Origin of the sequence: Archangium lipolyticum (assembly GCF_024623785.1) — a bacterium.
Taxonomy (GTDB): Bacteria; Myxococcota; Myxococcia; order Myxococcales; family Myxococcaceae; genus Archangium; species Archangium lipolyticum.
This window is the reverse complement of sequence record NZ_JANKBZ010000013.1, coordinates 1-21,139: the sequence shown is the minus strand read 5'-3', so window position 1 is coordinate 21,139 and position 21,139 is coordinate 1. Positions and strand designations below refer to the sequence as shown.

Here is a 21,139-nt window from a genome sequence, read left to right as displayed (position 1 = left end):
ATGAATTCCAGATGCAACTCCGTATACAGTTACGCGCATGGGAACGACTGATGCGCGCACGGAGGGGACCCGGCAGATGTGGGGTCTCGGGGACTACACGGGATTGGCCGGACGACTCATGCCCGCCTCACAAGCCCTGCTCGAGCGGGTGGAGCCGGTCGCGGGGCGGCGGGTGCTCGACGTGGCCGCCGGCACGGGCAACGCGGCCTGGCTCGCCGCCGAGCGGGGCGCGCGGGTGACGGCGTGCGACCTGTCTCCCCGGATGGTGCAGCTCGGACGGGAGCGGACGGGGCCGCGAGTGGAATGGCTCGAGGCCAACGCCGAGGAGTTGCCCCTGCCCGATAGCGGTTTCGACGTGGCCCTCTCCGCCTTCGGAGTCATCTTCGTGCCAAGGCCGGAAGTGGCCCTGGCCCAGTTGCGCCGGGTGCTCGTGCCCGGAGGCGTGCTCGCGCTGACGGCCTGGACGAGTGATGGCGTCATGGCGCGGATGAATGACGCCCTGCGCCCCTTCCTGCCGCCCTCGCCCACGGAAGGACCAGACCCACTCGCCTGGGGCAGGGAAGCCCAGGTGCGCTCCTGGCTGGCCGAGGGCTTCACCCGCGTCGAGGTCCAGCAGCGCGCGTTGCCCTGGCACTTCGATTCACCCGCTCGGATGACGGCGTTCCTCGAGAAGCACTCCCCCGTCCACGTGGCACTGGGACACATGGTGGGGGAGCGCGCCAGGGAGATGTTCGCGGCCCTCGAGCGCATGGCATCGCCCGATGGCGGGCCCGTCCGGCTGGAGGCGGAGTATCTGCTCGTGAGCGCGGTAGCGGCCTGAGCACACGGGGGGCGAGTCCTTCATGCCGCTCCTCTACTCGGACCAGACGAGCGCCAGCTCGAGCTCGATTGCATCGAACGGCTCGGCGCGGACGCGCTCGTCTCCGGCGAAGGAATCGACGAGCAGCCAGTGGCTGCCCTCGAGCCGGAAGATGTCGAGCGTGCGGGCGACCGGGTCCACGTGCCACACGCTCCGCACGCCTTCCCGGGCGTAGATGCGCATCTTCTGGACCTTGTCGATGCGCCGGGTGCGTTCGGAGAGGACCTCGCAGACCCAGTCCGGGGCGAGGTCGTAGTGCGCCGGGGCGTTGTCCCCTCCGATGGCCTGAGGCAGGCGCTCGCGCCGCCAGCCGGCGATATCCGGTACGAGCTTGTCCGGTCGGGAGCCGAGGTGGAGCTCTGGCTCGAAGAGGATGACCCACCCACCCGGACCTCCTCTGCCGAACTTGAAGGGCATGGTGAGGATGGCGCCCAGGCCCGTCGCCGCGTTGGTGTGCGGCCGGGCCGGGCGAGGGCTGAGGTGCAGCTCGCCGCTGAGAATCTCCGCCACCATCTCTGGTGGAGCCGCCTGGAAGGCCGCCTCCACGGACGGGGCGTTTCGCTCGGCGGACTCGGGATCTTCGGGGCGGCGAGGGGCCATGAGTGCAGATTTCAGCATGCCCCCAGCGTCGTGCAATCCCGAGTCCATCGGGTCAGTCAGCCACTGACTGCCCGAATGGTCGTGGAGATCATCAGCGGGTCTCGGTGCCCGTGACAGCGCCGCCCTTCCGCCCGCGCTTCCCGGTGGTCCAGTCCTCCCACACGTTGAAGTTCTTCATCTGCTGGCCCAGGTCCGTGGTGCGCATCAGATCCTCCAGCTGGGCGCGCGACTGACGCGGCAGCTTCGCGTCCATCTGCGCGAAGCCGTACGCCAGCGCCCCCGTGATGGCCGCGTTGAGCCGCAACTGCTGCGGATCGCACTTGTCCATCTCATCCGAACGCGCGTGGTAGTTCGGCCCGTACAGCGCCGGCTCCTGGTTGGCCACCAGATTGGCAACCCCGTGCAGCATGAAGTCGAAGTTGTCCGTGCCCACGATCGGCGCGTCCACCTGCGTGAAGGGGCCCAGTCCCTTCACCGGCTCGAGCGCCCGGTCCACCAGCGGCGGCAGCTCGGGGCGGCCACCCGTGAAGAAGCCGTTGATGCGCCCGCAGCCGATGTCGAAGGAGGCCGCCATCACGTGCTTGTCCAGCTCCGCCTCGTGCGACTTCACGTAGCCCGCCGAGCCGTGCATGCCCTGCTCCTCGCCGTTCCACAGCGCGAAGCGGATGGTGCGCGCCGGCTTGATGCCCAGCCGCTTCATCTGCCGCGCCACGTCGATGAGCATCGACACGTTGGCTCCATTGTCCAGCGCGCCCGTGCCCAGATCCCACGAGTCCAGGTGCGCGCCGAGCACCACCACCTCGTCCGGGCGCGTGCTCCCGCGGATCTCCCCGATGACGTTGTAGCTCTCGTAGGCCGGCCCCGACTGGATGTCGATGTCCGCCGTGAGCGTCAGCGTCTTGCCCGCCCGCAGCAGGCGCTGGGCTCGCAGCGCCCCGTCTCGCTCCATCACCATCATGGGCCGCGTGTTGCGCATCCCCACCGACACGTTGTGCCGGTAGAGCGTGTTGTTGGGCCTCGAGCCCACGTACACCACGCCCGCCGCGCCCGAGGCGAAGGCCCGCTGTTCGATCCCGGTGGACTCGGCGTACTCGCGGAACAGGTCGTCCACGTTCTTCAGCTCCGGCTGGTCGACGAGCAGGAACGCGCCCTTCGCCTTCTCCCCGAGCGACTGGAAGTCCTTCTCCGAACCCGTGCCGGCATCGAGCAGCGGCGCCGTCATGCCCCCCTTGGGCGTCGCGGTGGAGAAGGGCATGGCCGCGATGCGCGGCGAGAAGCCCACGCCCGTCCCTCGCACGGAGGCGGACGCCGAGCGCTCCAGCCACAGGCCCGGCATCTGGAAGGGCTCCTTGCGCGCCTCCACTCCGGCCTCGCGGAAGCGCGCGAGCGCCCAGTCCACGGAGCGCAGGTTCGAGGGCGAGCCCGTGGCCCGGCCGCCCACCTCGTCCACGAGGGACTGGAGGTCGCTCAGCAGCGGCGTGTCCCCGAGGAAGGCGGAGGCCAGGCGCGAGGCCTCGGCACGCGAGGTATCCGGGCCCTTCGCCGCGGACTTCGGCGCTTGTGCCAGGGCCGGCGTGCCAAGCAGGGTGAGGGAGAGGAGGGCGGAGGCCAGTCGACGCGAGGAGGGGGTGCTCAGGCAGGGACTCCAGGAAGGAGGGGCGGGGGAGCATCCTCCCAGCCTTCCGGGAGCGGCAAGGCGCATCGCGTCCCGGCTCGGGGCCCGGAAACACGAAGGCCCGATGTGAACCGGAGTCCACATCGGGCCCATCTTGAGGCGCCACCCGGATTCGAACCGGGGAATGAAGGTTTTGCAGACCTTTGCCTTACCACTTGGCTATGGCGCCGCGACAACCGTGTACGGCCTTATATGAACCCGGAACAGCCCGGTCAAGACAGTAGAAGGGGGGTTGAGCACATCCCTGTCCGGTAGCCCGGTAGCATCGCGGGCGAGCGGTCCTGCCACTGGAGGGACGTCACGATGCTGCATGGATACGGGCTGTACCAGGAGGAGCACGAGGCCTTCCGCCGCACCGTCCGGGCGGTCGTCGAGAAGGAGCTGAAGCCCTTCGCCCGGGAGTGGGAGGAGAAGGAGGAGTTCCCCCGGGAGCTCTACACCCGCTTCGCCGAGCTGGGCTTCTTCGGCCTCAAGTACCCCGAGGAGTACGGGGGGTCCAACGCCGGCGAGCTCTACGAGGCGGTGCTGCTCGAGGAGATGGGGCGCTGTGGCTCGGGTGGCGTCGCGGCGAGCCTCTCGGCCCAGCACACCATCGCCACCGGGCCCCTCCACAAATACGGCACCGAGGACCAGAAGCGGCGCTTCCTCGTCCCGGCCATCCGAGGGGAGAAGATCGGTGCCTTCGGCATCACCGAGCCCAACGCCGGCTCCGACGTGGCCGGTCTTCGCACCACCGCCCGCCTCGACGGGGACCACTACGTCGTCAACGGCTCGAAGACCTACATCACCAATGGCGTCCGGGCGGACTTCCTCGTCCTGGCGGTGAAGACGACCCCGGAGGCCGGGCACAAGGGCCTGTCCCTGCTGGTGGTGGAGAAGGGCACTCCCGGCTTCTCGGTGGGACGGAAGCTGAAGAAGCTCGGCTGGCGCGCCTCGGATACCGCCGAGCTCTTCCTCGAGGACTGTCGGGTGCCCGTGGCCAACCTGCTCGGTGGGACCGCGGGGCAGGGCTTCTATCAGATCATGGGCAACTTCCAGTGGGAGCGTCTGTCACTCGCCCTGGGGGCCGTGGGCGCCATGGAGGAGATGCTCGAGGTGGTGATGGCCCACGTGCGCGAGCGGCGGGCCTTCGGCCACTCGCTCAACGAGTTCCAGGTGGTGCGCCACCGCATCGCCGAGCTGGCCACCGAGTTCGAGTCGGCGCGCCAGCTCACCTACCACGCGCTGCGTCTGCACGTGGGGGGCGAGTTCGCCATCGCCCAGACGTCCATGGCCAAGAAGGTGGCCACCGAGACGGCCTGCCGGGTCGCCGACGCGTGCCTCCAGCTCCACGGCGGCGCGGGCTACATGATGGAGTACGACATCCAGCGACATTGGCGGGACGCGCGCCTGGGGCCCATTGGCGGAGGCACCAGTGAGATCATGAACGAGATCATCGCCAAGCAACTCGGGCTCTAGCGGCCCATGTCCAGGGCGGGCAGGCGGGCTCATGGGAAGGGCCTCCGGAAGCTCCCGGTTGTCCCTGAAGACACCGCAGCAGGAGGTCCCGGGTGTTGGATCCCCGTATGCCCTGTACCGAGCTCTACGTGCGGCTCGGGGACGAAGAGGTCCTCGTCCTCGACTGTCGTGATCCCGATGACTGGGTCCGCTACGGACTCCACATCCCTGGCGCCCTGTGGATGCCCTTCGAGGAGATCCTCCGGGAGGCGGAGGTGCTCCCCGATGACGAGCTCATCGTCGTGTATGGGTGCGCCGAGGATGGTTCCGACGCGCGCCGGGCCTGCCGCCTGCTGCAGCTCCGGGGCCGCAACGCCGTCTGCCTGGAGGGAGGCCTCCAGGGATGGATCACCACTGGACTGCCGACTGAGAGCCATTCGGTGGAGGCCTCGGTGAGCCTGTGTTGAACCGGACGGGCTCCCGCGCCTGCGGGCGTGAAGTCCGGCGCCAAAGGGTGTAAAGACGCGGCGCTTCACACCCCGCGACCCCCAGGAGAGGGAGTCTGAAATCATGGCCAAGCTTCGTGCCGTCCTCATCGGCGCTACCGGACTCGCCGGTCAGCAGTTCATCGCCGCGCTGAAGGATCACCCCTACATCGAGCTCACCGGACTGGCGGCCTCGCCGCGCTCGGCGGGCAAGGCCTACGTCGAGGCGCTCCGCACCGCCAACGGGATGACCGCCTGGTTCGTCCCCGAGGCCCTGCCGGAGTCGATCGCGAAGATGAAAGTGGTGAGCGGTGAGGAAGTGCAGGCCAAGGACTACGACATCGCCTTCTCGGCGGTGGAGTCGGACGTGGCCAAGGACATGGAGCCGAGGCTCGCCCGGGACATCCCCGTGTTCTCCGCGGCCAGCGCCTTCCGCTACGAGGCGGACGTGCCGCTGCTCATTCCCCCGGTGAACGCCGCCCACTCCCCGCTGGTGCGCGAGCAGCAGAAGCGCCGCGGCTGGAAGGGCTTCATCGTCCCCATCCCCAACTGCACCACCACGGGCCTGGCCATCACCCTGGCCCCGCTGCACGAGCGCTTCGGCATCAAGTCGGTGCTGATGACCTCGATGCAGGCCATGTCCGGCGCGGGCCGCTCGCCGGGCGTCATCGGCCTGGACATCCTGGACAACGTCATCCCCTACATCCCCAAGGAGGAGGAGAAGGTCCAGGTGGAGACGAAGAAGATCCTCGGCGTGCTGGACGCCGGGGGCGCCGCCATCTCGCCGCACGACGTCCGGGTGTCCTGCACCTGCACCCGCGTGGCGGTGATGGAGGGCCACACCGAGTCCGTCTTCGTGTCGCTCGCCCGCAAGGCCTCCGTGCAGGAGGTGGTGGCGGCGATGCGCGAGTGGCGGGGCGCCGAGCAGTCGCGCGACCTCCCGTCGGCCCCTCCGCGGTGGATCGAGGTCCTCGACGAGCCGTTCCGCCCGCAGCCGCGCCTGGACCGGGACACCCACGGGGGTATGGCCACCACGGTGGGCCGCGTGCGCGAGGACGCCGTGCTGGAGAACGGCTTCAAGTACATGCTCGTCTCGCACAACACGAAGATGGGAGCGGCCAAGGGAGCCATCCTGGTAGCCGAACTGATGCGTGCCCAGGGGCTCCTGGGGTGAGTAGGCGGGGGTAGGTGCTCAATTTGGGAGTGCCACCCCCGTTACAACCCATTAGTGTGCGCGCGCACGGACTCACTCCAAGAGGAGAATTTCACGATGGCGTACGTGGTCACCGAGCCTTGCATCAAGTGCAAGTACACCGACTGTGTCGAGGTCTGCCCGGTCAATTGCTTCTACGAGGGGGCCAACTTCCTGGTCATCCACCCCGACGAGTGCATCGACTGCGGCGCGTGTGAGCCGGTCTGCCCGACGAAGGCGATCTTCCCCGAGTCGGACCTGCCCTCCGAGTACGCCGAGTACAAGGCGTTGAACGCGCAGTTCGCCACCCAGTGGCCGAACATCGCGGAGAAGAAGGCCTCCTTGCCCGACGCCGAGGAGTTCAAGGACAAGAAGGGCAAGCGCAGCATGCTGGACGCCAAGCCCGGCAAGTAGGCCGGGTGCCTCTCCGCTGGATTCCCTCTCCCTCTGGGAGAGGGGCAGGGTGAGGGTCGTGCCAGGGGCTCTCCGCCGGAAGGCGTGAGAGCCTTTGTCATGCCCTGGGTTCTTCTCAGGCGGTGAGGAAGGCACTGAGCTTCAGCCCCCGTGCGCCCAGGGCCTCGCGGATGCGGGCCAGCTCCTCCTGGGGCAGGGGTCCGTGCCGTCCCTGGATGCGCAGGGCCACCTCGCGAGCGCCCGTACGCTCCACCTCCACCGTGGCGTTCAGCGCTCCGCCCAGGTGCATCGCCAGCGCGGGCCGTTGCGACTTCACGAAGACCTCGATCTTCTCGATGAGCTCCAGGGCCGCCTGGGCGCGGGCCTCGGGAGCCGGTGCGTCCACGCTCGCCGCGCGGGTGCCTCCCGAGCCGCCTGGACGTGCCTCTCCCGCGGAGACCCCCTCCACCTGGGCCGTGGGGGAGAGGCTCTCGGGACCCGGCGAGGCCGGAGCGGAGCGGGGTGCCACCGGCTCGGCGCGTGTCTCCCGGGCCAGCTCCCGGACGAGGAGGTCCGTCACGCGCTGCTGGACCCGCTCCTGGTGCGTCTGGTGGGCCTCGCCGCGCACGTCCCGGAGCCGGTGGGCCTCGGCGCTCAGGCCCTGGCGCACCTGGCCGAGGTGCTCGGTGCTGGCATAGGCACCCCGGGGCGGCGTCCGGGCCAGCCCGGTGGTGGCCAGGGTCGCGGTGGTGGCCAGGGTCGCGGTGGTTCCACGCGGGGGAGCCACGGGGGCTCGGGCGACCTGTCCTCCCCGGAGTGGCGTCTTCGCCGCATCCGGGTGGGCCTTCTTCAACTCTTCCTGGAAACGCCCTCTGGCCGGCGCGGACCGGGCCGGCGCCGCCTTGTCGCGACCGTCGATTTTCATGGTGCCTCGGGGAGCAGGGTGGGACCCGAGGGGGAGCACGGCCCGTGCCAGGAGGCATGCGCCGGAGAGCCAGGGACGAGGACTCTCCGGCGGTGGACGGGAGGCTCAGGAGGGAGACGAGGGGTGCCCTACCGGCTGGGCTGGCCGAAGGCGCCCGGCTGCACGGGGGCGGCACCCATGAGATCGTTGGTGGCGAAGGGGCACCGGGCCACGGCGTTGGGGTCCGCCAGGATCGCGCCCTGGGACCAGTCGCGATCCTGGAAGATGAGGGCGTCGCGAAGCTCCACGTCGTCCACCGCCTTCTTGAAGGCCCAGAAGCGCCCGCGCACCATCAGCCGGGTGCCCTTGGGAATGCGGCTCAGGTCCAGGTACTGCTGCTGGGCGAGCCTCGCGGTGATGTTGACCATGGGAGGCTTGGTCGGCGTGCCGTAGATGTTGAGCTGCCCGGCGTTGGGATCCGGCGGGTACCACACCATCCGGGCCACGGCGGTGGGCGGCTCCTCCTCGACGGGCTCGCCCTTGCGCTTCTTGGGCTTCTTCTTCGGCTTCTCGATGCGCACGTCGATCAGCTCGAGGTTGCCGAAGGCCACCTGCCGGTCGAGGTAGTTCTCCCGGAACAGCTTCTCGGCCGAGCCGGCGGCGGTGGCGTTGGCGCGGCGGACCTCGATCTCATAGCGCTCGCGCAGGGCCGGGAGGGTGAGGAAGAAGCTGTCGATGGGTTGCAGTCCCTCGGAGAGGAAGCGCAGCTTGCCCACGTCGATGATGCCCACCACGGGCCCGAGGGTGGACGCGGTCTTCATCCAATCGGGCGGCAGCTTGTGGTCGATCAGCACGCGCCGCACCATGGCCACCATATAGGCACTGCCCTGGAAGCGCTGGGTGCTCAGCTGCGTGTTGAGCGCCTGGACGAGCATGGGGTCCAGGTAGAAGTTCTCGTCGCGCTTGTGGAGCATGGGGGCCGTCTCCCCGAGCAGGGTGAGCAGCCCTCCGAGGAGCTGGGTACAGCCCGGGTCGTTCGTTCCCTGCGCGAGGGCCTTGTACAGGCCCGTCTTGAGGAAGCGGCGGTCGAAGTCCTCCTCCTTGATGTTGGGCACGTCGTTGCCAGCGCCGAAGAACACCTCGGGCTGGGCGGCGGCGGGGAGGGAGAAGAGACCGAGGACGAGTGCGAGGAGAGAGGATCGCATCGCGCCGCACTTTATCACGCCGGGCTGTCGGTCTCCTGGGGAGTGATGCGGAGGACGATCGCGGCGGCGGCCAGCTCGAGGACGCTGGCGACGGCGAAGAGGCGGTGACCCCCGAGCCAGTCATAGCCGGCCCCCGCGGAGGCATAGCCCACCAGGCCTCCGACGCCGAAGGTGACGGCGGCGAAGAGGCCCTGGCCGGAGGCGCGCAGGTGGGGAGGGACGCGGCGGGCCACGAAGGCGATGGCGGCCACGTAGAAGGCGCCGAAGGTCATGCCATGGAGGAGCGAGAGGGTGGCGATGACGGGAGCCGAGGTGGTCATGGCGAGGCCCGCCCAGCGCAGGGCGCTCACGGCGAAGGCGAGGGCCAGCAGGTGACGGGGCGAGATGCGCTCGGCCGCGCGGGGGTAGAGGAGCATCACGCCCAGCTCGGCGGCGACCCCGAGCGCGGCGGAGAGGCCCACCACCGAGGGAGGCAGGCCGAGCGAGCCGACGAAGATGGAGAAGGTGCCGTGGTAGGGGGCGCAGGCGATCCAGTGGAGGGCGGAGGCGGCGAGAAGCCAGCGCAGGTCGCGGTCGGCCAGGAGCTTGAGCCCGGAGAGGGGGTGGAGGGTGCTCTTCGTGGGGCCTTCCGGATCCCGGAGGGTGAGGCTCCAGAGGGTGAGCATGGCCAGGAGGGCCACGGGAGCGAGGACGGTGGCGCGCCCCACGGAGTCCACGAGGAGGCCGAAGAGGGTGGAGGAGAGCACGAACCCGAGGGAGCCGAAGAGGCGCAGGTGGGCATAGGAGCCACCGGCCCGGGCGACATGTTGAAGGGCGAGGCTGTCCACCAGGGGCGTGATGGAGGAGGCGAAGAAGGCGTAGCCCGTGAAGGTGAGGACGAGGGCGGGGAAGCGGTCGACGAAGAGCAGGGGGCTGAAGCCCGCGCACATGCCAGCGGCGAGCACGGTGAGGACGCGGCTGGGGCGGCCGGTGCGATCGGCGAGGTGGGCCCAGAAGTGGGGCGCTCCCAGGGCCAGCAGGGGACTGAGGCACAAGAGGAGTCCTACCTGGGTGACGGAGAGTGCGAGGGACTTCAGGTAGGCGGGGAGGAAGGGCAGGACGATGCCGGTGACGCTGAAGTAGAGGACGTAGAAGCCGATGATCGGGAGCCGTCCGGCGGCCTGGTGAGGAGGCATCGTGTCGGGGGAGCGCTTGAAACGAGGGTGTGCCTTTTGGTCTGTTTGACCCGCCAGCTTTTGTGTACCTTGCCCGAGCCATGTCGACCCCGGAGAATCCCCAGCCTGTGACCATCGCTCAGATCAAGAGCGAGGCGGAGTTGTTTCAGGCGCTCGCCATCCGCGAGGTGGTGTTCATCGAGGAGCAGCACGTTCCCGAAGGCATCGAGCGAGATGCCGAGGACGCGAAGGCGTACCATGTGATGGCGTTCCAAGGAGGGCACGCCATCGGGACGGGACGTCTGGTGATGCTGCCCGAGCCGCCCCCTGGAGAGCGCGGGACGTGGGCGCAGATTGGCCGCATGGCGGTGTTGCAGGCGCACCGCAAGGCGCGAGTGGGCTCGCTGCTGTTGACGTCGCTGGAGGACGAGGCGCGGCGGCGGGGCGTGAACGGCATCATGCTGCACTCGCAGCTGTACGCGCTCGAGTTCTACAAGAAGCAGGGCTACGAGCCGTTGGGCGAGGTCTTCAAGGAAGCGGGCATCGACCACCTGGAGATGCGCAAGAAGCTGTAGTCCCGAGGCCCCCATCCACCCCTCTCCCTTCGGGAGAGGGACGGGGTGTGGGTAGCGAGCACCTCGGGTTGGCTAGCTGTCGCCGCCGGTGCACACGATGGGGCCACACGTCCAGTGGGCGCGCACGCACAGCAACTCACTGGTGCAACCGGGCCCGGGATTGGCGCAGACGGGGATGGGACCCTCGGGGTCACACTCCTCCGTATCGGTCGAGGGGATGAGGGCCGCCGAGTCCGCCGCCGTCTCCCGGGCCGTGTCCACCTCTGGGGCGGGACCGCACGCCACCAGCCACGTCGCCAGGAGCCAGGGGCTCCACTTCAAGCTTCTCCGAGAAGAAGCGGACCGCACCCGCTCCGGACCATGAAACCTCGACATGCGTTGCCTCCCAATCGCCATTGCCACGGGCGGTTGCCGCGAGGTTTCGCGGGCCATGTCCGTGGACGGTGAGGCCCGAGGTTGAACATGGGAGCGTCCCGCCAGGCAAGCGGGTGCGGGTTCAAATCCTGCGTCCCCGCTCGGCGGGGGTCTGCGCGTGGCGCGGATCCTCGGGCCAGCTGTGCTTGGGATACTTCCGGCACAGCTCCTTGCGGATGGAGGGGTAGTGGCGCTCCCAGAAGCCGGCGAGGTCGGTGGTGACCTGGACGGCGCGCATGTTGGGGGCGAGCAGGTGGAGGACGAGGGGCACCCTGCCGGCGCACACACTGGGGCCCTGGGCCATACCAAAGAAGTCCTGGAGACGGGACTCGACCCAAGGGGGTTTCCCGGGCTCGTAGTGGACCTTCGCGGTACGTCCGCCGGGGAGGGAGACCTTCTCGGGGGTGTGGTTGGCGAGGAGCCGGGCCTGCTCGGAGGAGAGCCGGGCCTGGAGGGCATCCAGGAGGGACACGCCGTCGAGGTCCGCGAAGCTCCGGGCGCCGGCGCACAGGGAGGCGAGGGCGTCGCGCATGAAGGCGTCGTCCACGGTGGGGAAGCCGGCCTCGGGGAAGGCCTGGGCGAGCAGCGCGACGCGGGTGCGCCACTGCACGAGGGCCTCGGGGTCGGCGAAGCGGCCGGGGCCGGCGGCGAGGGCCTGCTCGACGAGGACGCGCGCGGCCGCCTCGGAGGGCGGGGCGGGGGTCCGGGTCTCCTCGAGGACGAGGTTGCCGTAGGCCAGGCGGGTGATGCGCTCGACGCGCCTGGCGTCGGGGTTCCACTGGAGGGTATCCACCTCCTCCAGGGCCTCGGGGTACAGGTCGAGGAGCCACTCGGGCTCCACGGCGCTGGCGAGGCGGACGATGACGCCGCGGCCTGGGCGCTCCTCGACGTCCACGGCGACCATGAGCTCGGGCTCCTGGACGACGCTGACCTCGGAGAGCTGCGCGGTGCCTCCGCCGAAGAGGAGCAGCTCGGGAGAGCGGGCCTTGCGGCGCCGGGCCACGCGGTCCGGGTAGCCGGCGAGCACGCTGAGCATCAGTGCCTGTTCCACCTGTTCGGGACGTGAGGGCCGCTTGCCCTGCTCGCGCACGGCGCGCCGGAGCTGTTTCTGGACCCGGTCCACGGCCTGCACCGCGCCCTGTTCCAGGGAGAGCGACTGCACGCGGCCAGAGGAGAAGTTGGAGCGCTCGGCCTCGCGGAAGCGCTCGAGCAGCTCCAGCAGGTCCGAGGGCCCGGCGACGACGTTGGCGGCCCGGCCGGGGCCGGAGAGGTTGGTGCGCGCCTCGCGGCGGATGTCTCGCTCACCGACGAGGGCGGCGAGGAGGGCCGAGTCCGCGCCGACACCGCGCCGCTCGCCCTCGACGATGATGCGGGCCTGACGGGGGTGGAGGGGGAAGCGCAGCAGGCGCTGGCCGATGTCCGTGACGGAGCCCTGGGAGTCCACGGCGCCCAGGCGGCGCAGCAGGGTTTCCGCGGCCTCGAGCGAGGCGGACGGAGGCGGCTCGAAGAAGGGGAAGGAGACCAGGTCCTTGATGCCCGAGGCGCGCAGGGAGAGCACGGTCTCGGCCAGGTCCATGCGGCGGATTTCGGGGGCGTCCTGTTCGGGGCGGCCGTCGAAGTCGTGCTGGGTGTAGAGGCGGAGACAGTGACCGGAGCGGGTACGGCCGGCGCGGCCGGCGCGCTGGGTGGCGGAGGCCCGGCTCACCTTGGCGAGCTTGAGGATGGGCAGCCCGGACCAGGGCGAGTGCGAGGCCACGCGGGCCAGGCCGCTGTCGATGACGGCGGCGACCCCGTCGATGGTGACGGAGGTCTCCGCGACGTTGGTGGAGAGGATGATCTTCCGGCGCGAGCTGCGGCGCACGGCGCGATCCTGCTCGGCGGGGGGCAGGTCGCCGTGGAGTGGGAGCAGGTCGATGCCGTGGCGCTCGGCGAACTCGGCGCAGGTGTCCTTCGCGCGGCGGATCTCCCCGGCGCCGGGGAGGAAGACGAGCACGTCGCCGTCGAGGCCGTTGGCATGGAGCCGCTTGATGGCGGAGAGCACCTGGGCATCGAGGTACCGGTCATCGGCGGTGGGGAGGTACTCGAGGCTGACATCGAAGCGGCGGCCCTCGGAGCGGAGGGTGGGGCAGCCGTCGAGGTAGGCGCTGATGGGTGCGGCCTCGAGCGTGGCGGACATGACCACGAGCTTCAGGTCGGGCCGGGGGCCCTGCTGGAGGCGGCGCAGGAGGGCGAGGGAGATGTCGGCGGAGAGGTGGCGCTCGTGGAACTCGTCGAGCACGACCACGCCCACGTCGCGCAGGGTGGGGTCCGTGAGGAGGCGGCGGCCGAGCACGCCCTCGGTGACGAAGGAGAGGCGGGTCTTGGGGCCGCGGACGTCCTCGAAGCGGACCTGGTAGCCGACGGTCTCGCCCACGCGCTCGCCGATCTCCTCCGAGACGCGCTGGGCGGCGAGCCGGGTGGGGAGGCGGCGGGGCTGGAGGACGACGATCTCCTTGCCCTGGCCGAGGCCGGCTTCGAGCAAGGCGCGGGGAACGCGGGTCGTCTTGCCGGCGCCGGGAGGGGCTTCCAGCACGAGCGACTTCGCGCCACGGAGGGTGGCGACGATCTCGGGCAGGAGCGGGTCGATGGGGAGGGCGACGTCGGCCATGGCCGAATCCTCTTAACGGAGGCCGGAGGGCCTCGCTTTCAGGCCGGCTCCGAGGACGTGGACTTGGAATCGCCCTTCTTGCGTCCTCGCTTGCCGGCCGTCTTGGGAGCGGACTTCGTCTCGGGGGTGGGAGCGGGCTCCGGAGCCGCGGCCTCGGCGGGAGGAGGCTCGGCGGCCGGGGGGGCGGGAGGAGGCTCGGGAGCGGGCTGGGCCTCGGGGGCCGTCGGCGAGGCCTCGCTCACGGGCTCGGTGGGAGCCGGCGCGTCGGCGGGAGCGGCCCCGGAGAGCGCGGCGAGCTCGGCCAGCTCGGCGGCACTGGGCTCGACGGAGTCGGTCTCGATGGGCCCCGCCTCGGGGGCCAGGGCCTCGGCGGCGGCGAGCTCGGCGTCACTGACCTCGGGGGAGTCCAGGAAGGGCAGACCGCGTCCGGCGCGCTTGCGAGGCTTGGCGGCGAGGCCCGAGTTCTCGAAGGCATCCGGGATGGGGGCGAGGGCGGCTTCGGCGAGGCAGCGGGCCTGACGGAGGGCGAGATCCAACCGCTTGCCCAGGGCGATGAGCTCGGCGCGGAGGGGAGCGGCCTGTTCGTGGGGGAGCTGGACGGGGACGAAGCTGGACTGCCACTGGGAGAAGGCGGAGGCGACCTGGTCGAGGACGGGGCGGACGAAGGAGAAGTCGTCGCGGGCGAGGATGCGGGAGACGTAGGAGGACTTGAGGCGGCGCTCGTAGCCGGCGACGAACTCCTGGATGGCCTCGCGGGAGGCGCGGCGGAGCTGGGGGAACTTGAGGTGGGGGAAGAGGGCCTCGATGACGGGGGCGCGGCTGCTGGCGCAGAAGGTGATGCCGGCGTGGAGCTTCTCGAGGGAGTCGACCCAGAGGTTCTGGAGGGTGTAGGCGAACTCCTCGCGGACCTCCTCGAGCTCGGGCAGGTCGCGGACCTTCTCGAGGATGGAGGAGGCGGGGGCGCGCTCGGTGCGAAGGATCTGGATGGCGGTGGACAGCCACTCCTTCTCGCGCTCCAGGCCCGGGCGGCCCGCGAGCAACTCATCAGCGGCGGCGAGGCGCGAGTCGAAGGCCTCGGCGAAACGGACGAGATCGTAGGCTTCCAGGGTGGACAGCGACATGGGGAGGGCCTCCTCGGGTCCCGGGCGGGACGGGGGGAGATACCACACCCGGGGCGGAGGGAAGCCCGAAGAGAGAGGCCGGTTCAGCGCCCGTCGAGCAGGGCGGCGAGCGCTTCGCGGGCGGTGAAGTCGGGGAACGCGTACTCGGCCCCGGAGGCGATCAAGGCCTCGGGGGTGAAGCTGCCGGTACCCACGCCGATGCAGGTGGCGCCGATGCCCTTGGCGGCGGCGACATCCTTGGGGGTGTCACCGATGACGACGACACGGCACTCCTCGAGGGGGACACCGAGCAGGGCGGCACCGCCGCGGGCGCCATGGCGGATGAGCTCGACGCGGTCCTCGTGGTCGCAGCCGAAACCACCGAAGGAGAAGCGGTCATGGATGCGGACGCGCTCGAGCTTGATGCGAGCGCCCTCGCGCACGTTGCCGGTGCCGAGCCCGACGGCGAAGCCCTTGCGGGAGAGGGCGGTCTCGACGGCCTCGCGCATGCCGGGGTGGAGGCGGTAGTCGCGGTCATCGACGCGGGGGACCTCCTCGGCGAGGAACTGGAGGTAGGAGTCGATGACGGCGGAGATGGCCTCGGGGGAGGGGTGGACGCCGATGGTGTCGAGCGCCTTGCGGACGATGGCGCGGTCGGTCATGCCGGACATGCTGAAGGAGTCACAGGCATCGGGGCGGCCATGAAGCTTCTGGAAGGCGAGATTCATGGCACGACGGCCTGCGCCGCCGGTGGTGACGAGGGTGCCATCGATATCGAAGAGGAGGACGGTGGGGCGCATGGCCCCCATCTAATGGAAGCCCCCTCCCGATGCGAGCCTCCCTTACGGTTCGATGTAGCTCAACCCGCGCTGGATGGCCTCGCGAACCTCCAGGTTCTCCTCGAGGGGCAACCGCTCCTCCAGGACCTTGCGAGCCTCGGGGCCCCCCATGCGTCCGACGGCTTGGGCGGCGGTGGCGCGCACCTGCTCATTGCGGTCCTCCAGGAGGGGCATCAGGAGGGGAACGGCCTCGAGTCCCGCGCGGCGGCCCAGGGCGAGGGTGGCGGCGGCGCGCAGGGAGGGGGGAGCCTCGGAGCTGCGAAGGAGCTGCTGGAGCCGCTGGGAGGCCTCGGGGTGGGAGACCACGGCCATGGCGGCGACGGCGCGGGTGCGTCGAGGCTCTGGGGCGTCGGGGTTGCTGGCGAGCCCGGAGAGCTCGGTGAGGGCCTCGGGGCCCAGGGGAGCCCAATCGGCCTCGCGCGGGAGGGACTCGGGGCTCTCCAGCAGGCGGAGGATCTCCTGGTGCAACGTCCCGGGGGCCCTGGGCGCGCTGGGGGAGGCGGGCGGCATCCTGGCGGCGGAGGCCTGCCCGAAGTGCGCGGGGCTCGTCAGGAGCAGGGAGGCGAGCGCGCTGACTCGGGCGAGGTGGGCGCACCACTCGCGGGAGGGCAGGGAGGCGGGGGGAGGGGAGGATGACATGGGGAGGCTCCCTCGGACGGACGTTCGACGGACCCTGGTTATAGGCCGGAGGCCAGTGCGGATGGGATGCACCCGGGGTGCTTTCGTTGAGAACCGCGAGTGCCTTTCGTTGAGAATGGATTGTTGAAGCGTGGTGGTGTTGAGGTGGAGGACAATCGCCGCCTCCCCCACACCGAGAAGAAAATGTCGAGGGTGTACGCACCCTTGCCCTCTAGGTAGGCCTGCGGGGAAGGCTGGCCGAGAGCGCGTGCGAGAGGGTATCCTCGGCGCGCTTTCAGGGCCGGTTCCCTGTGAACGCGGGCACGACCCGCGCTGATTATCGAGGAGCGACTTCAATCTATGCGCGCCAAGCTGAACCTTCTGAGCGCCCTGGTGGTGGGCACCCTGGGTGGAGTTCTTGCCACGGGATGCCAGACCTATGACTTCGAGCCGGTGGAGCCGCTCGCCATCACCCAGACGACGGAGACGCGGCGGATCGAAGCGCGAGAGCGCAAGCCGAACCTGATGCTGTTGGTGGACACGTCCGGCTCGATGACGGCGCCGGCGGACCCGAGCCTCGCCGCCTGCAAGCGGAACAACGTGACCTGCGGTGACGAGACGTTCCAGTGCCCCATCGCGAGCGGCTGTGACACGCGCTGGAGCGCGCTGCAGAAGGCGATGGGGGACTTCCTGGGGAGCAGCGGGACGATTGCCCGCTTTGGCCTCACCACCTATCCGTCGGACGATTACTGCGGTTCCACGGGCTCGGTCGCGATTCCGCTGCCCACCGCGGACAAGGAGGACGATGCCACGCTCGACGCCAACGCCAAGAGTGTGTTGGCTGAGATCCAGAGCATCACCACCTACGCGACCCCGACGAACGCCCGGGTTCCCATCGGGGGAACGCCCACGGGTCTGAGCCTCGAGTACGTGGGCAAGCTTCCGGAGTTGCAGACGGACGAGCGCTCCGACTTCGTGGTGGTGCTGACGGACGGTCTGCCCAACTGCAACGCGCAGTTCCCGACGCCGTACCCGAACGCCGGGTGCTTCTGCACGCTGGAAGGTGGCTGCGAGTTCGCCCCGGAGGACGGCTGCCTCGACAAGGACGCCTCGGTGGCGGCGGTGGAGAAGCTGCGCGCCAAGAACATCCAGACCATCGTCATCGGCTTCGGAGCGGACTTCAACGCGGGCAGCGAGCCGGGACGTCGGGGCGCGGCGACGCTCGACGCCATGGCCCGGGCGGGTGGCTTCGCGCGTACGTGCAAGGTGGACCTGGACTGTGGCACGGGTGATACGTGCGACAAGGCCGCGGGGCTGTGCAATCGCGGCTTCTATCAGGCGGCCAACAGGTCCGAGCTGGTGAACGCGCTGAAGGAGATCGGCAAGAAGATCGGATCGGATCCCTGCCTGCTGACCTTCGATCCCGAGGAGCTTCCGACCACCGATGATCTGGTGGTGGTGTACCTGAACGGCGAGCGCCTGGATCAGGGTCCGGACACGTGGACCATGTCGGGCGACACCATCAGGTTCACGGGCTCCGTGTGCTCGCGCCTCGGGGAGTCCACGCCGGCCAACCCGGCGAACATCGAAGTGCGAGCCGTCCGGAAGCGGTAGCCCGCAGGGGCGGCTTTACGCGGTGAGGGGTCGGGGCTATGTCTCCGGCTCCCGCCGCCCATGAAGATCACCATCCTTTCGCGCTCCGCTTCCATTTCGTCCACCAGACGTCTTGTCGAGGCGGGGCGAGCGAGAGGGCACCAGGTGCGAGTGCTCAACCCGGTCCGGGTGGAGATGCACCTGGACGGACAGAGCGCCAACCTCTACTACCGGCGCCGCAAGCTGTCCCCGTGCGACGTGGTCATTCCGCGCATCGCGCAGTCCATCAGCAACTATGGGTTGGCGGTGGTGAACCAGTTCGCCATGTGCGGGGTACCGCTGGTGAACACGGCGCGGGCGATCGCCGAGTCGCGCAACAAGATGCGCTCGTTGCAGCTGCTGTCGGCGCACGGCATCCACATCCCGGCGACGGTGATGGCGCGTGACGCGGGGGACCTGAAGGAGATGGTGGGCCTGGTGGGGGGCGTGCCGGTGTTGGTGAAGCTGCTGCAGGGCCAGGAGAAGCACGGGGTGATGGTGTGCGAGAGCCTCCAGTCGCTGGAGGCGGCACTCGAGGCCATCCTCGGGCTGGGCCACAACCTGGTCGTCCAGCAGTACGTGGAGAACACCGGGAAGGACGTGCGGGTGCTGGTGGTGGGAGGGCGTGCGGTGGCGGCGGTGCGGCGTCGGCCGAGGATCGGCCGGTTGTCCTACACGCTGAACCGGGGAGCGAGGCTGGAGGGCATCCAGCTCACGGAGTCCCACCGGCAGGCGGCGGAGAAGACGGCCATGCTGGTGGGCCTGGAAGTCGCGGCGGTGGACCTGCTCGACGTGGAGGAGGGGCACCCCAAGGTATTCGAGGTCAACAGCTCCCCGGCCCTTCCGGAGATGGAGAAGGCCACGGGGTTGGACCTGGCCAGCGTCATCATCCAGCGCGCCGAGGAACTGGGAGCCGGGGGCCCGAAGGTGGGACTGCCGGAGCCGACGGTACCGCCCCGGCGGAAGCGTGTCTCCAAGGCCTCGTCGGGTGGTGCGTGAGCAGAAAGAGCCCCCGGGCATCGGGGTGTCGGTTATAGGGTGGACCCGACCGACGAAGGAGAACGAAACATGCTGCACGTCCGACGCATCACTTCGCTGGCCGCCGCGGTGGTGGCCCTCGTCTGCACCCGGGTTCATGCCGAGGGGCAGGTGGATCCCACGACCCTCTATGAGGTGAGCACGGAGGGCACGTCCACCCAGGTGAAGGCCGGCGAGCAGGGCGTGTTCGTGTTGTCCATCAAGAGCAAGCAGGGTGCCCACGTGTCCGACGAGGCGCCGCTGAAGCTGGAGCTCAAGGGGACGCAGCTCACGCCCGCCAAGGAGAAGCTGGCGCTGACGGACTCGGTGGCGAAGAAGGCCGCGGGGCAGCAGTTCGTGGATCCGCGCTTCGAGGTGCCGTTCAAGGCCTCGGCGGCCGGCAAGGGCACGGTGGACGCGAAGCTCACCTTCTTCATCTGCACGGAGTCGCTCTGCGCCCGGCAGCAGAAGACGTTCTCCATCCCCGTCGAGGTCCTCTAGCTCGTGGCACGCCAGCGTTCGTCCAGGGGCAGTGAGCGTGGGGGAGACCGCGAGCGCGGAGGAGACCGCGAGCGTGGCGAGCAGCAGCGCTACGTGTACGGAGTGAACCCGGTGCTCGAGTCGTTGCGGGCGCACGCGGAGCGGGTGGAGCGCCTGCTCATCACCGAGGGGCAGCTGGCGGCGAAGGCGGCGGCGGAGATCTTCAGCCGCGCGAGGGACGCGGGCATCCGGGTGGAGCGGGTGCCTCGGGAGCGCCTGGCGGCGCTGACCGACGGAGGGGTGCACCAGGGGGTGGTGGCCGAGCTGCGGGGCTTCGAGTACGCGGATGTTCAGGATCTGCTGGATGCGGCCGAGGCGAGCGGGCGGCCTCCACTGCTGGTGGTCCTGGACGGAATCCAGGATCCGCACAACTTCGGGGCCATCGTGCGTTCGGCGCACGCGCTGGGGGCACACGGGGTGATCATCGCCAAGGACCGGGCGGTGCCGGTGACGGGAGTGGTGGCCAAGGCCTCGGCGGGGGCGGTGGAGCACTGTCCCATCGCGCGGGTGGTCAACCTGTCGCGGACACTGGAGGAGCTGAAGGAGGCGGGGGTGTGGATCGCCGCGGCGGATCCGCACTCGAACGAGCCCATGTGGAGCGCCCGGCTGGACGGCCCGTTGGCGCTGGTCGTGGGGGCCGAGGGGGCGGGCGTGCGTCAGGGGGTCCTCGAGCACTGTGACTTCCGGCTCAGGATTCCGATGCTCGGTCAGGTGGGTTCCCTGAATGCGTCCGTTTCGGCGGCGATTCTGCTATACGAGGCCGCCCGGCAGCGGGGGATGTCACGCCCCGGTGCAGGAAGATGAACCGTCCGGATCAAACTCCTTGACTTGGACGGCGGGGACTTCTAAAAGGGCGCGCCTCGACGGGACGGGCGGTAGGCGGTCCCGGCGAAGGGAAGGGCGGGTCGGGGGAAGAAGCAGCCGGAGTGATGGACGCCGGTGTAGCTCAGTCGGTAGAGCAACTGATTTGTAATCAGTAGGTCGCGGGTTCAAGTCCCGCCGCCGGCCAAGCACGGGGCCGCGGATGAGGGCCCGGGGCAAAAAAGCAGTAGGAAGAAAGCGCGGTCTTGAGGTAGTTGAGGAGAGCGTCAAGGAGGGGTACCCAAGTGGCCAAAGGGAGCAGACTGTAAATCTGCCGGCTCTACGCCTTCGTTGGTTCGAATCCAACCCCCTCCATCGGCATCGCGGGAATAGCTCAGTTGGTAGAGCGTCAGCCTTCCAAGCTGAATGTCGTGGGTTCGAGTCCCATTTCCCGCTCCAGTTGTTGTAGTCGCAGATACAAGCCCCGATAGCTCAGTTGGCAGAGCGCATCCTTGGTAAGGATGAGGTCACCAGTTCAATCCTGGTTCGGGGCTCCATTTTTTCGAGGAGCGTTATGTCCAAGGAAAAGTTCGAAAGAACTAAGCCCCACGTCAACATCGGCACCATTGGCCACGTTGACCACGGCAAGACCTCTCTGACGGCGGCCATCACCAAGGTGCTGGCGAAGACGGGCGGCGCGACGTTCCTCGCGTACGACCAGATCGACAAGGCCCCCGAGGAGCGCGAGCGCGGCATCACCATCTCCACGGCGCACGTGGAGTACCAGACGAAGAACCGTCACTACGCGCACGTCGACTGCCCGGGCCACGCCGACTACGTCAAGAACATGATCACGGGCGCGGCGCAGATGGACGGCGCCATCCTCGTGGTCTCGGCCGCCGACGGTCCGATGCCCCAGACGCGTGAGCACATCCTGCTCGCCCGCCAGGTGGGCGTGCCCTACATCGTGGTCTTCCTGAACAAGGTCGACATGCTGGACGACCCCGAGCTGCGCGAGCTCGTGGAGATGGAGGTCCGCGACCTGCTCAAGA

21 protein-coding genes and 5 tRNA genes are annotated in these 21,139 nt (G+C 69.5%); 15 read left to right on the top strand and 11 right to left on the bottom strand.

The window, feature by feature from the left end; genetic code table 11:
• The first annotated feature begins 37 nt into the window (after positions 1-37).
• On the top strand, positions 38-820 hold the full coding sequence (locus NR810_RS26295; protein WP_257456312.1) for a class I SAM-dependent methyltransferase: 783 nt from the start codon (positions 38-40) through the stop codon (positions 818-820).
• A 33-nt stretch (positions 821-853) separates the two neighbouring features.
• On the opposite strand, the gene NR810_RS26290 is transcribed toward NR810_RS26295, so the two are convergent.
• The 3 genes from NR810_RS26290 to NR810_RS26280 all read right to left on the bottom strand — a co-directional run bounded on the left by NR810_RS26290 (position 854) and on the right by NR810_RS26280 (position 3,303).
• Positions 854-1,459, bottom strand: a complete 606-nt coding sequence (locus NR810_RS26290) for a Uma2 family endonuclease (RefSeq protein WP_407653837.1) — start codon at positions 1,457-1,459, stop codon at positions 854-856.
• A gap of 91 nt (positions 1,460-1,550) precedes the next feature.
• Positions 1,551-3,161: a M20/M25/M40 family metallo-hydrolase gene (locus NR810_RS26285; RefSeq protein WP_257456310.1), complete on the bottom strand. Its 1,611-nt coding sequence runs from the start codon at positions 3,159-3,161 to the stop codon at positions 1,551-1,553.
• 70 nt (positions 3,162-3,231) lie between these two features.
• Positions 3,232-3,303 (bottom strand) — tRNA-Cys (locus NR810_RS26280).
• A gap of 134 nt (positions 3,304-3,437) precedes the next feature.
• On the opposite strand from NR810_RS26280, the gene NR810_RS26275 reads away from it, so the two are divergent.
• The 4 genes from NR810_RS26275 (at position 3,438) to fdxA (ending at position 6,662) form a co-directional block, all read left to right on the top strand.
• A complete protein-coding gene (locus tag NR810_RS26275; protein ID WP_257456308.1) occupies positions 3,438-4,592 on the top strand; it encodes an acyl-CoA dehydrogenase family protein in 1,155 nt (384 codons plus the stop codon).
• A gap of 92 nt (positions 4,593-4,684) precedes the next feature.
• On the top strand, positions 4,685-5,038 hold the full coding sequence (locus NR810_RS26270; RefSeq protein WP_326522519.1) for a rhodanese-like domain-containing protein: 354 nt from the start codon (positions 4,685-4,687) through the stop codon (positions 5,036-5,038).
• A 103-nt stretch (positions 5,039-5,141) separates the two neighbouring features.
• The gene (gene asd / locus NR810_RS26265) at positions 5,142-6,230 is read left to right on the top strand and encodes an aspartate-semialdehyde dehydrogenase (RefSeq protein WP_257456304.1); all 1,089 of its coding nucleotides are present in this window, start codon (positions 5,142-5,144) and stop codon (positions 6,228-6,230) included.
• Between the two features lie 96 nt (positions 6,231-6,326).
• The gene (gene fdxA, locus NR810_RS26260) at positions 6,327-6,662 is read left to right on the top strand and encodes a ferredoxin FdxA (RefSeq protein WP_257456303.1); all 336 of its coding nucleotides are present in this window, start codon (positions 6,327-6,329) and stop codon (positions 6,660-6,662) included.
• 115 nt (positions 6,663-6,777) lie between these two features.
• Here the strand turns inward: fdxA and NR810_RS26255 are convergent, their stop codons facing one another.
• The 3 genes from NR810_RS26255 to NR810_RS26245 all read right to left on the bottom strand — a co-directional run bounded on the left by NR810_RS26255 (position 6,778) and on the right by NR810_RS26245 (position 9,925).
• Positions 6,778-7,566 carry a hypothetical protein gene (locus NR810_RS26255; RefSeq protein ID WP_257456302.1) on the bottom strand — a complete coding sequence of 263 codons (789 nt, stop codon included), beginning with the start codon at positions 7,564-7,566 and terminating at the stop codon, positions 6,778-6,780.
• 128 nt (positions 7,567-7,694) lie between these two features.
• Entirely contained in the window at positions 7,695-8,750 is a 1,056-nt protein-coding gene (locus NR810_RS26250; RefSeq protein WP_257456301.1) for a hypothetical protein, read from the bottom strand.
• A gap of 14 nt (positions 8,751-8,764) precedes the next feature.
• Entirely contained in the window at positions 8,765-9,925 is a 1,161-nt protein-coding gene (locus NR810_RS26245) for an MFS transporter (protein WP_257456300.1), read from the bottom strand.
• Positions 9,926-10,005: 80 nt separating this feature from the next.
• Between NR810_RS26245 and NR810_RS26240 the strand changes: the two genes are divergently transcribed.
• Complete coding sequence (locus NR810_RS26240) at positions 10,006-10,479, top strand: GNAT family N-acetyltransferase (RefSeq protein WP_257456299.1); 474 nt, start codon at positions 10,006-10,008, stop codon at positions 10,477-10,479.
• A 72-nt stretch (positions 10,480-10,551) separates the two neighbouring features.
• On the opposite strand, the gene NR810_RS26235 is transcribed toward NR810_RS26240, so the two are convergent.
• The 5 genes from NR810_RS26235 to NR810_RS26215 all read right to left on the bottom strand — a co-directional run bounded on the left by NR810_RS26235 (position 10,552) and on the right by NR810_RS26215 (position 16,118).
• A complete protein-coding gene (locus NR810_RS26235; RefSeq protein ID WP_257456298.1) occupies positions 10,552-10,800 on the bottom strand; it encodes a hypothetical protein in 249 nt (82 codons plus the stop codon).
• A gap of 175 nt (positions 10,801-10,975) precedes the next feature.
• A complete protein-coding gene (gene hrpB / locus NR810_RS26230) occupies positions 10,976-13,540 on the bottom strand; it encodes an ATP-dependent helicase HrpB (RefSeq protein WP_257456297.1) in 2,565 nt (854 codons plus the stop codon).
• A gap of 38 nt (positions 13,541-13,578) precedes the next feature.
• Positions 13,579-14,661 carry a hypothetical protein gene (locus NR810_RS26225; RefSeq protein ID WP_257456296.1) on the bottom strand — a complete coding sequence of 361 codons (1,083 nt, stop codon included), beginning with the start codon at positions 14,659-14,661 and terminating at the stop codon, positions 13,579-13,581.
• 83 nt (positions 14,662-14,744) lie between these two features.
• Entirely contained in the window at positions 14,745-15,449 is a 705-nt protein-coding gene (locus NR810_RS26220) for an HAD family hydrolase (protein ID WP_257456295.1), read from the bottom strand.
• Positions 15,450-15,482: 33 nt separating this feature from the next.
• Entirely contained in the window at positions 15,483-16,118 is a 636-nt protein-coding gene (locus tag NR810_RS26215) for a HEAT repeat domain-containing protein (protein ID WP_257456294.1), read from the bottom strand.
• A gap of 339 nt (positions 16,119-16,457) precedes the next feature.
• Between NR810_RS26215 and cglB the strand changes: the two genes are divergently transcribed.
• The 9 genes from cglB to NR810_RS26170 form a co-directional block, all read left to right on the top strand.
• The gene (cglB, locus tag NR810_RS26210) at positions 16,458-17,711 is read left to right on the top strand and encodes an adventurous gliding motility lipoprotein CglB (RefSeq protein ID WP_257456293.1); all 1,254 of its coding nucleotides are present in this window, start codon (positions 16,458-16,460) and stop codon (positions 17,709-17,711) included.
• A gap of 60 nt (positions 17,712-17,771) precedes the next feature.
• Entirely contained in the window at positions 17,772-18,728 is a 957-nt protein-coding gene (locus NR810_RS26205; RefSeq protein WP_257456292.1) for an ATP-grasp domain-containing protein, read from the top strand.
• 69 nt (positions 18,729-18,797) lie between these two features.
• Entirely contained in the window at positions 18,798-19,247 is a 450-nt protein-coding gene (locus NR810_RS26200) for a hypothetical protein (protein ID WP_257456291.1), read from the top strand.
• Between the two features lie 3 nt (positions 19,248-19,250).
• Positions 19,251-20,090, top strand: coding sequence for a 23S rRNA (guanosine(2251)-2'-O)-methyltransferase RlmB (rlmB, locus tag NR810_RS26195; RefSeq protein WP_257456290.1), 840 nt, complete (start codon positions 19,251-19,253; stop codon positions 20,088-20,090).
• A 131-nt stretch (positions 20,091-20,221) separates the two neighbouring features.
• Positions 20,222-20,294 (top strand) — tRNA-Thr (locus NR810_RS26190).
• A gap of 84 nt (positions 20,295-20,378) precedes the next feature.
• Positions 20,379-20,462 (top strand) — tRNA-Tyr (locus NR810_RS26185).
• Between the two features lie 8 nt (positions 20,463-20,470).
• Positions 20,471-20,546 (top strand) — tRNA-Gly (locus tag NR810_RS26180).
• A gap of 22 nt (positions 20,547-20,568) precedes the next feature.
• Positions 20,569-20,644: transfer RNA gene (locus NR810_RS26175), tRNA-Thr, on the top strand.
• Between the two features lie 17 nt (positions 20,645-20,661).
• Positions 20,662-21,139 (top strand): GTP-binding protein (locus NR810_RS26170; protein ID WP_257456289.1); only part of this gene is annotated, 478 nt, incomplete at its 3' end.

Coding starts and splice junctions, on each gene's coding strand:
- NR810_RS26215 (WP_257456294.1), bottom strand. CDS start 16,118: ATGTCATCCTCCCCTCCCCCCGCCTCCCTGCCCTCCCGCGAGTGGTGC.
- NR810_RS26250 (WP_257456301.1), bottom strand. CDS start 8,750: ATGCGATCCTCTCTCCTCGCACTCGTCCTCGGTCTCTTCTCCCTCCCC.
- NR810_RS26255 (WP_257456302.1), bottom strand. CDS start 7,566: ATGAAAATCGACGGTCGCGACAAGGCGGCGCCGGCCCGGTCCGCGCCG.
- NR810_RS26290 (WP_407653837.1), bottom strand. CDS start 1,459: ATGGCCCCTCGCCGCCCCGAAGATCCCGAGTCCGCCGAGCGAAACGCC.
- NR810_RS26295 (WP_257456312.1), top strand. CDS start 38: ATGGGAACGACTGATGCGCGCACGGAGGGGACCCGGCAGATGTGGGGT.
- NR810_RS26200 (WP_257456291.1), top strand. CDS start 18,798: ATGCTGCACGTCCGACGCATCACTTCGCTGGCCGCCGCGGTGGTGGCC.
- NR810_RS26275 (WP_257456308.1), top strand. CDS start 3,438: ATGCTGCATGGATACGGGCTGTACCAGGAGGAGCACGAGGCCTTCCGC.
- NR810_RS26205 (WP_257456292.1), top strand. CDS start 17,772: ATGAAGATCACCATCCTTTCGCGCTCCGCTTCCATTTCGTCCACCAGA.
- NR810_RS26225 (WP_257456296.1), bottom strand. CDS start 14,661: ATGTCGCTGTCCACCCTGGAAGCCTACGATCTCGTCCGTTTCGCCGAG.
- NR810_RS26240 (WP_257456299.1), top strand. CDS start 10,006: ATGTCGACCCCGGAGAATCCCCAGCCTGTGACCATCGCTCAGATCAAG.
- asd (WP_257456304.1), top strand. CDS start 5,142: ATGGCCAAGCTTCGTGCCGTCCTCATCGGCGCTACCGGACTCGCCGGT.
- cglB (WP_257456293.1), top strand. CDS start 16,458: ATGCGCGCCAAGCTGAACCTTCTGAGCGCCCTGGTGGTGGGCACCCTG.
- NR810_RS26285 (WP_257456310.1), bottom strand. CDS start 3,161: ATGCGCCTTGCCGCTCCCGGAAGGCTGGGAGGATGCTCCCCCGCCCCT.
- NR810_RS26220 (WP_257456295.1), bottom strand. CDS start 15,449: ATGGGGGCCATGCGCCCCACCGTCCTCCTCTTCGATATCGATGGCACC.
- hrpB (WP_257456297.1), bottom strand. CDS start 13,540: ATGGCCGACGTCGCCCTCCCCATCGACCCGCTCCTGCCCGAGATCGTC.
- NR810_RS26245 (WP_257456300.1), bottom strand. CDS start 9,925: ATGCCTCCTCACCAGGCCGCCGGACGGCTCCCGATCATCGGCTTCTAC.
- fdxA (WP_257456303.1), top strand. CDS start 6,327: ATGGCGTACGTGGTCACCGAGCCTTGCATCAAGTGCAAGTACACCGAC.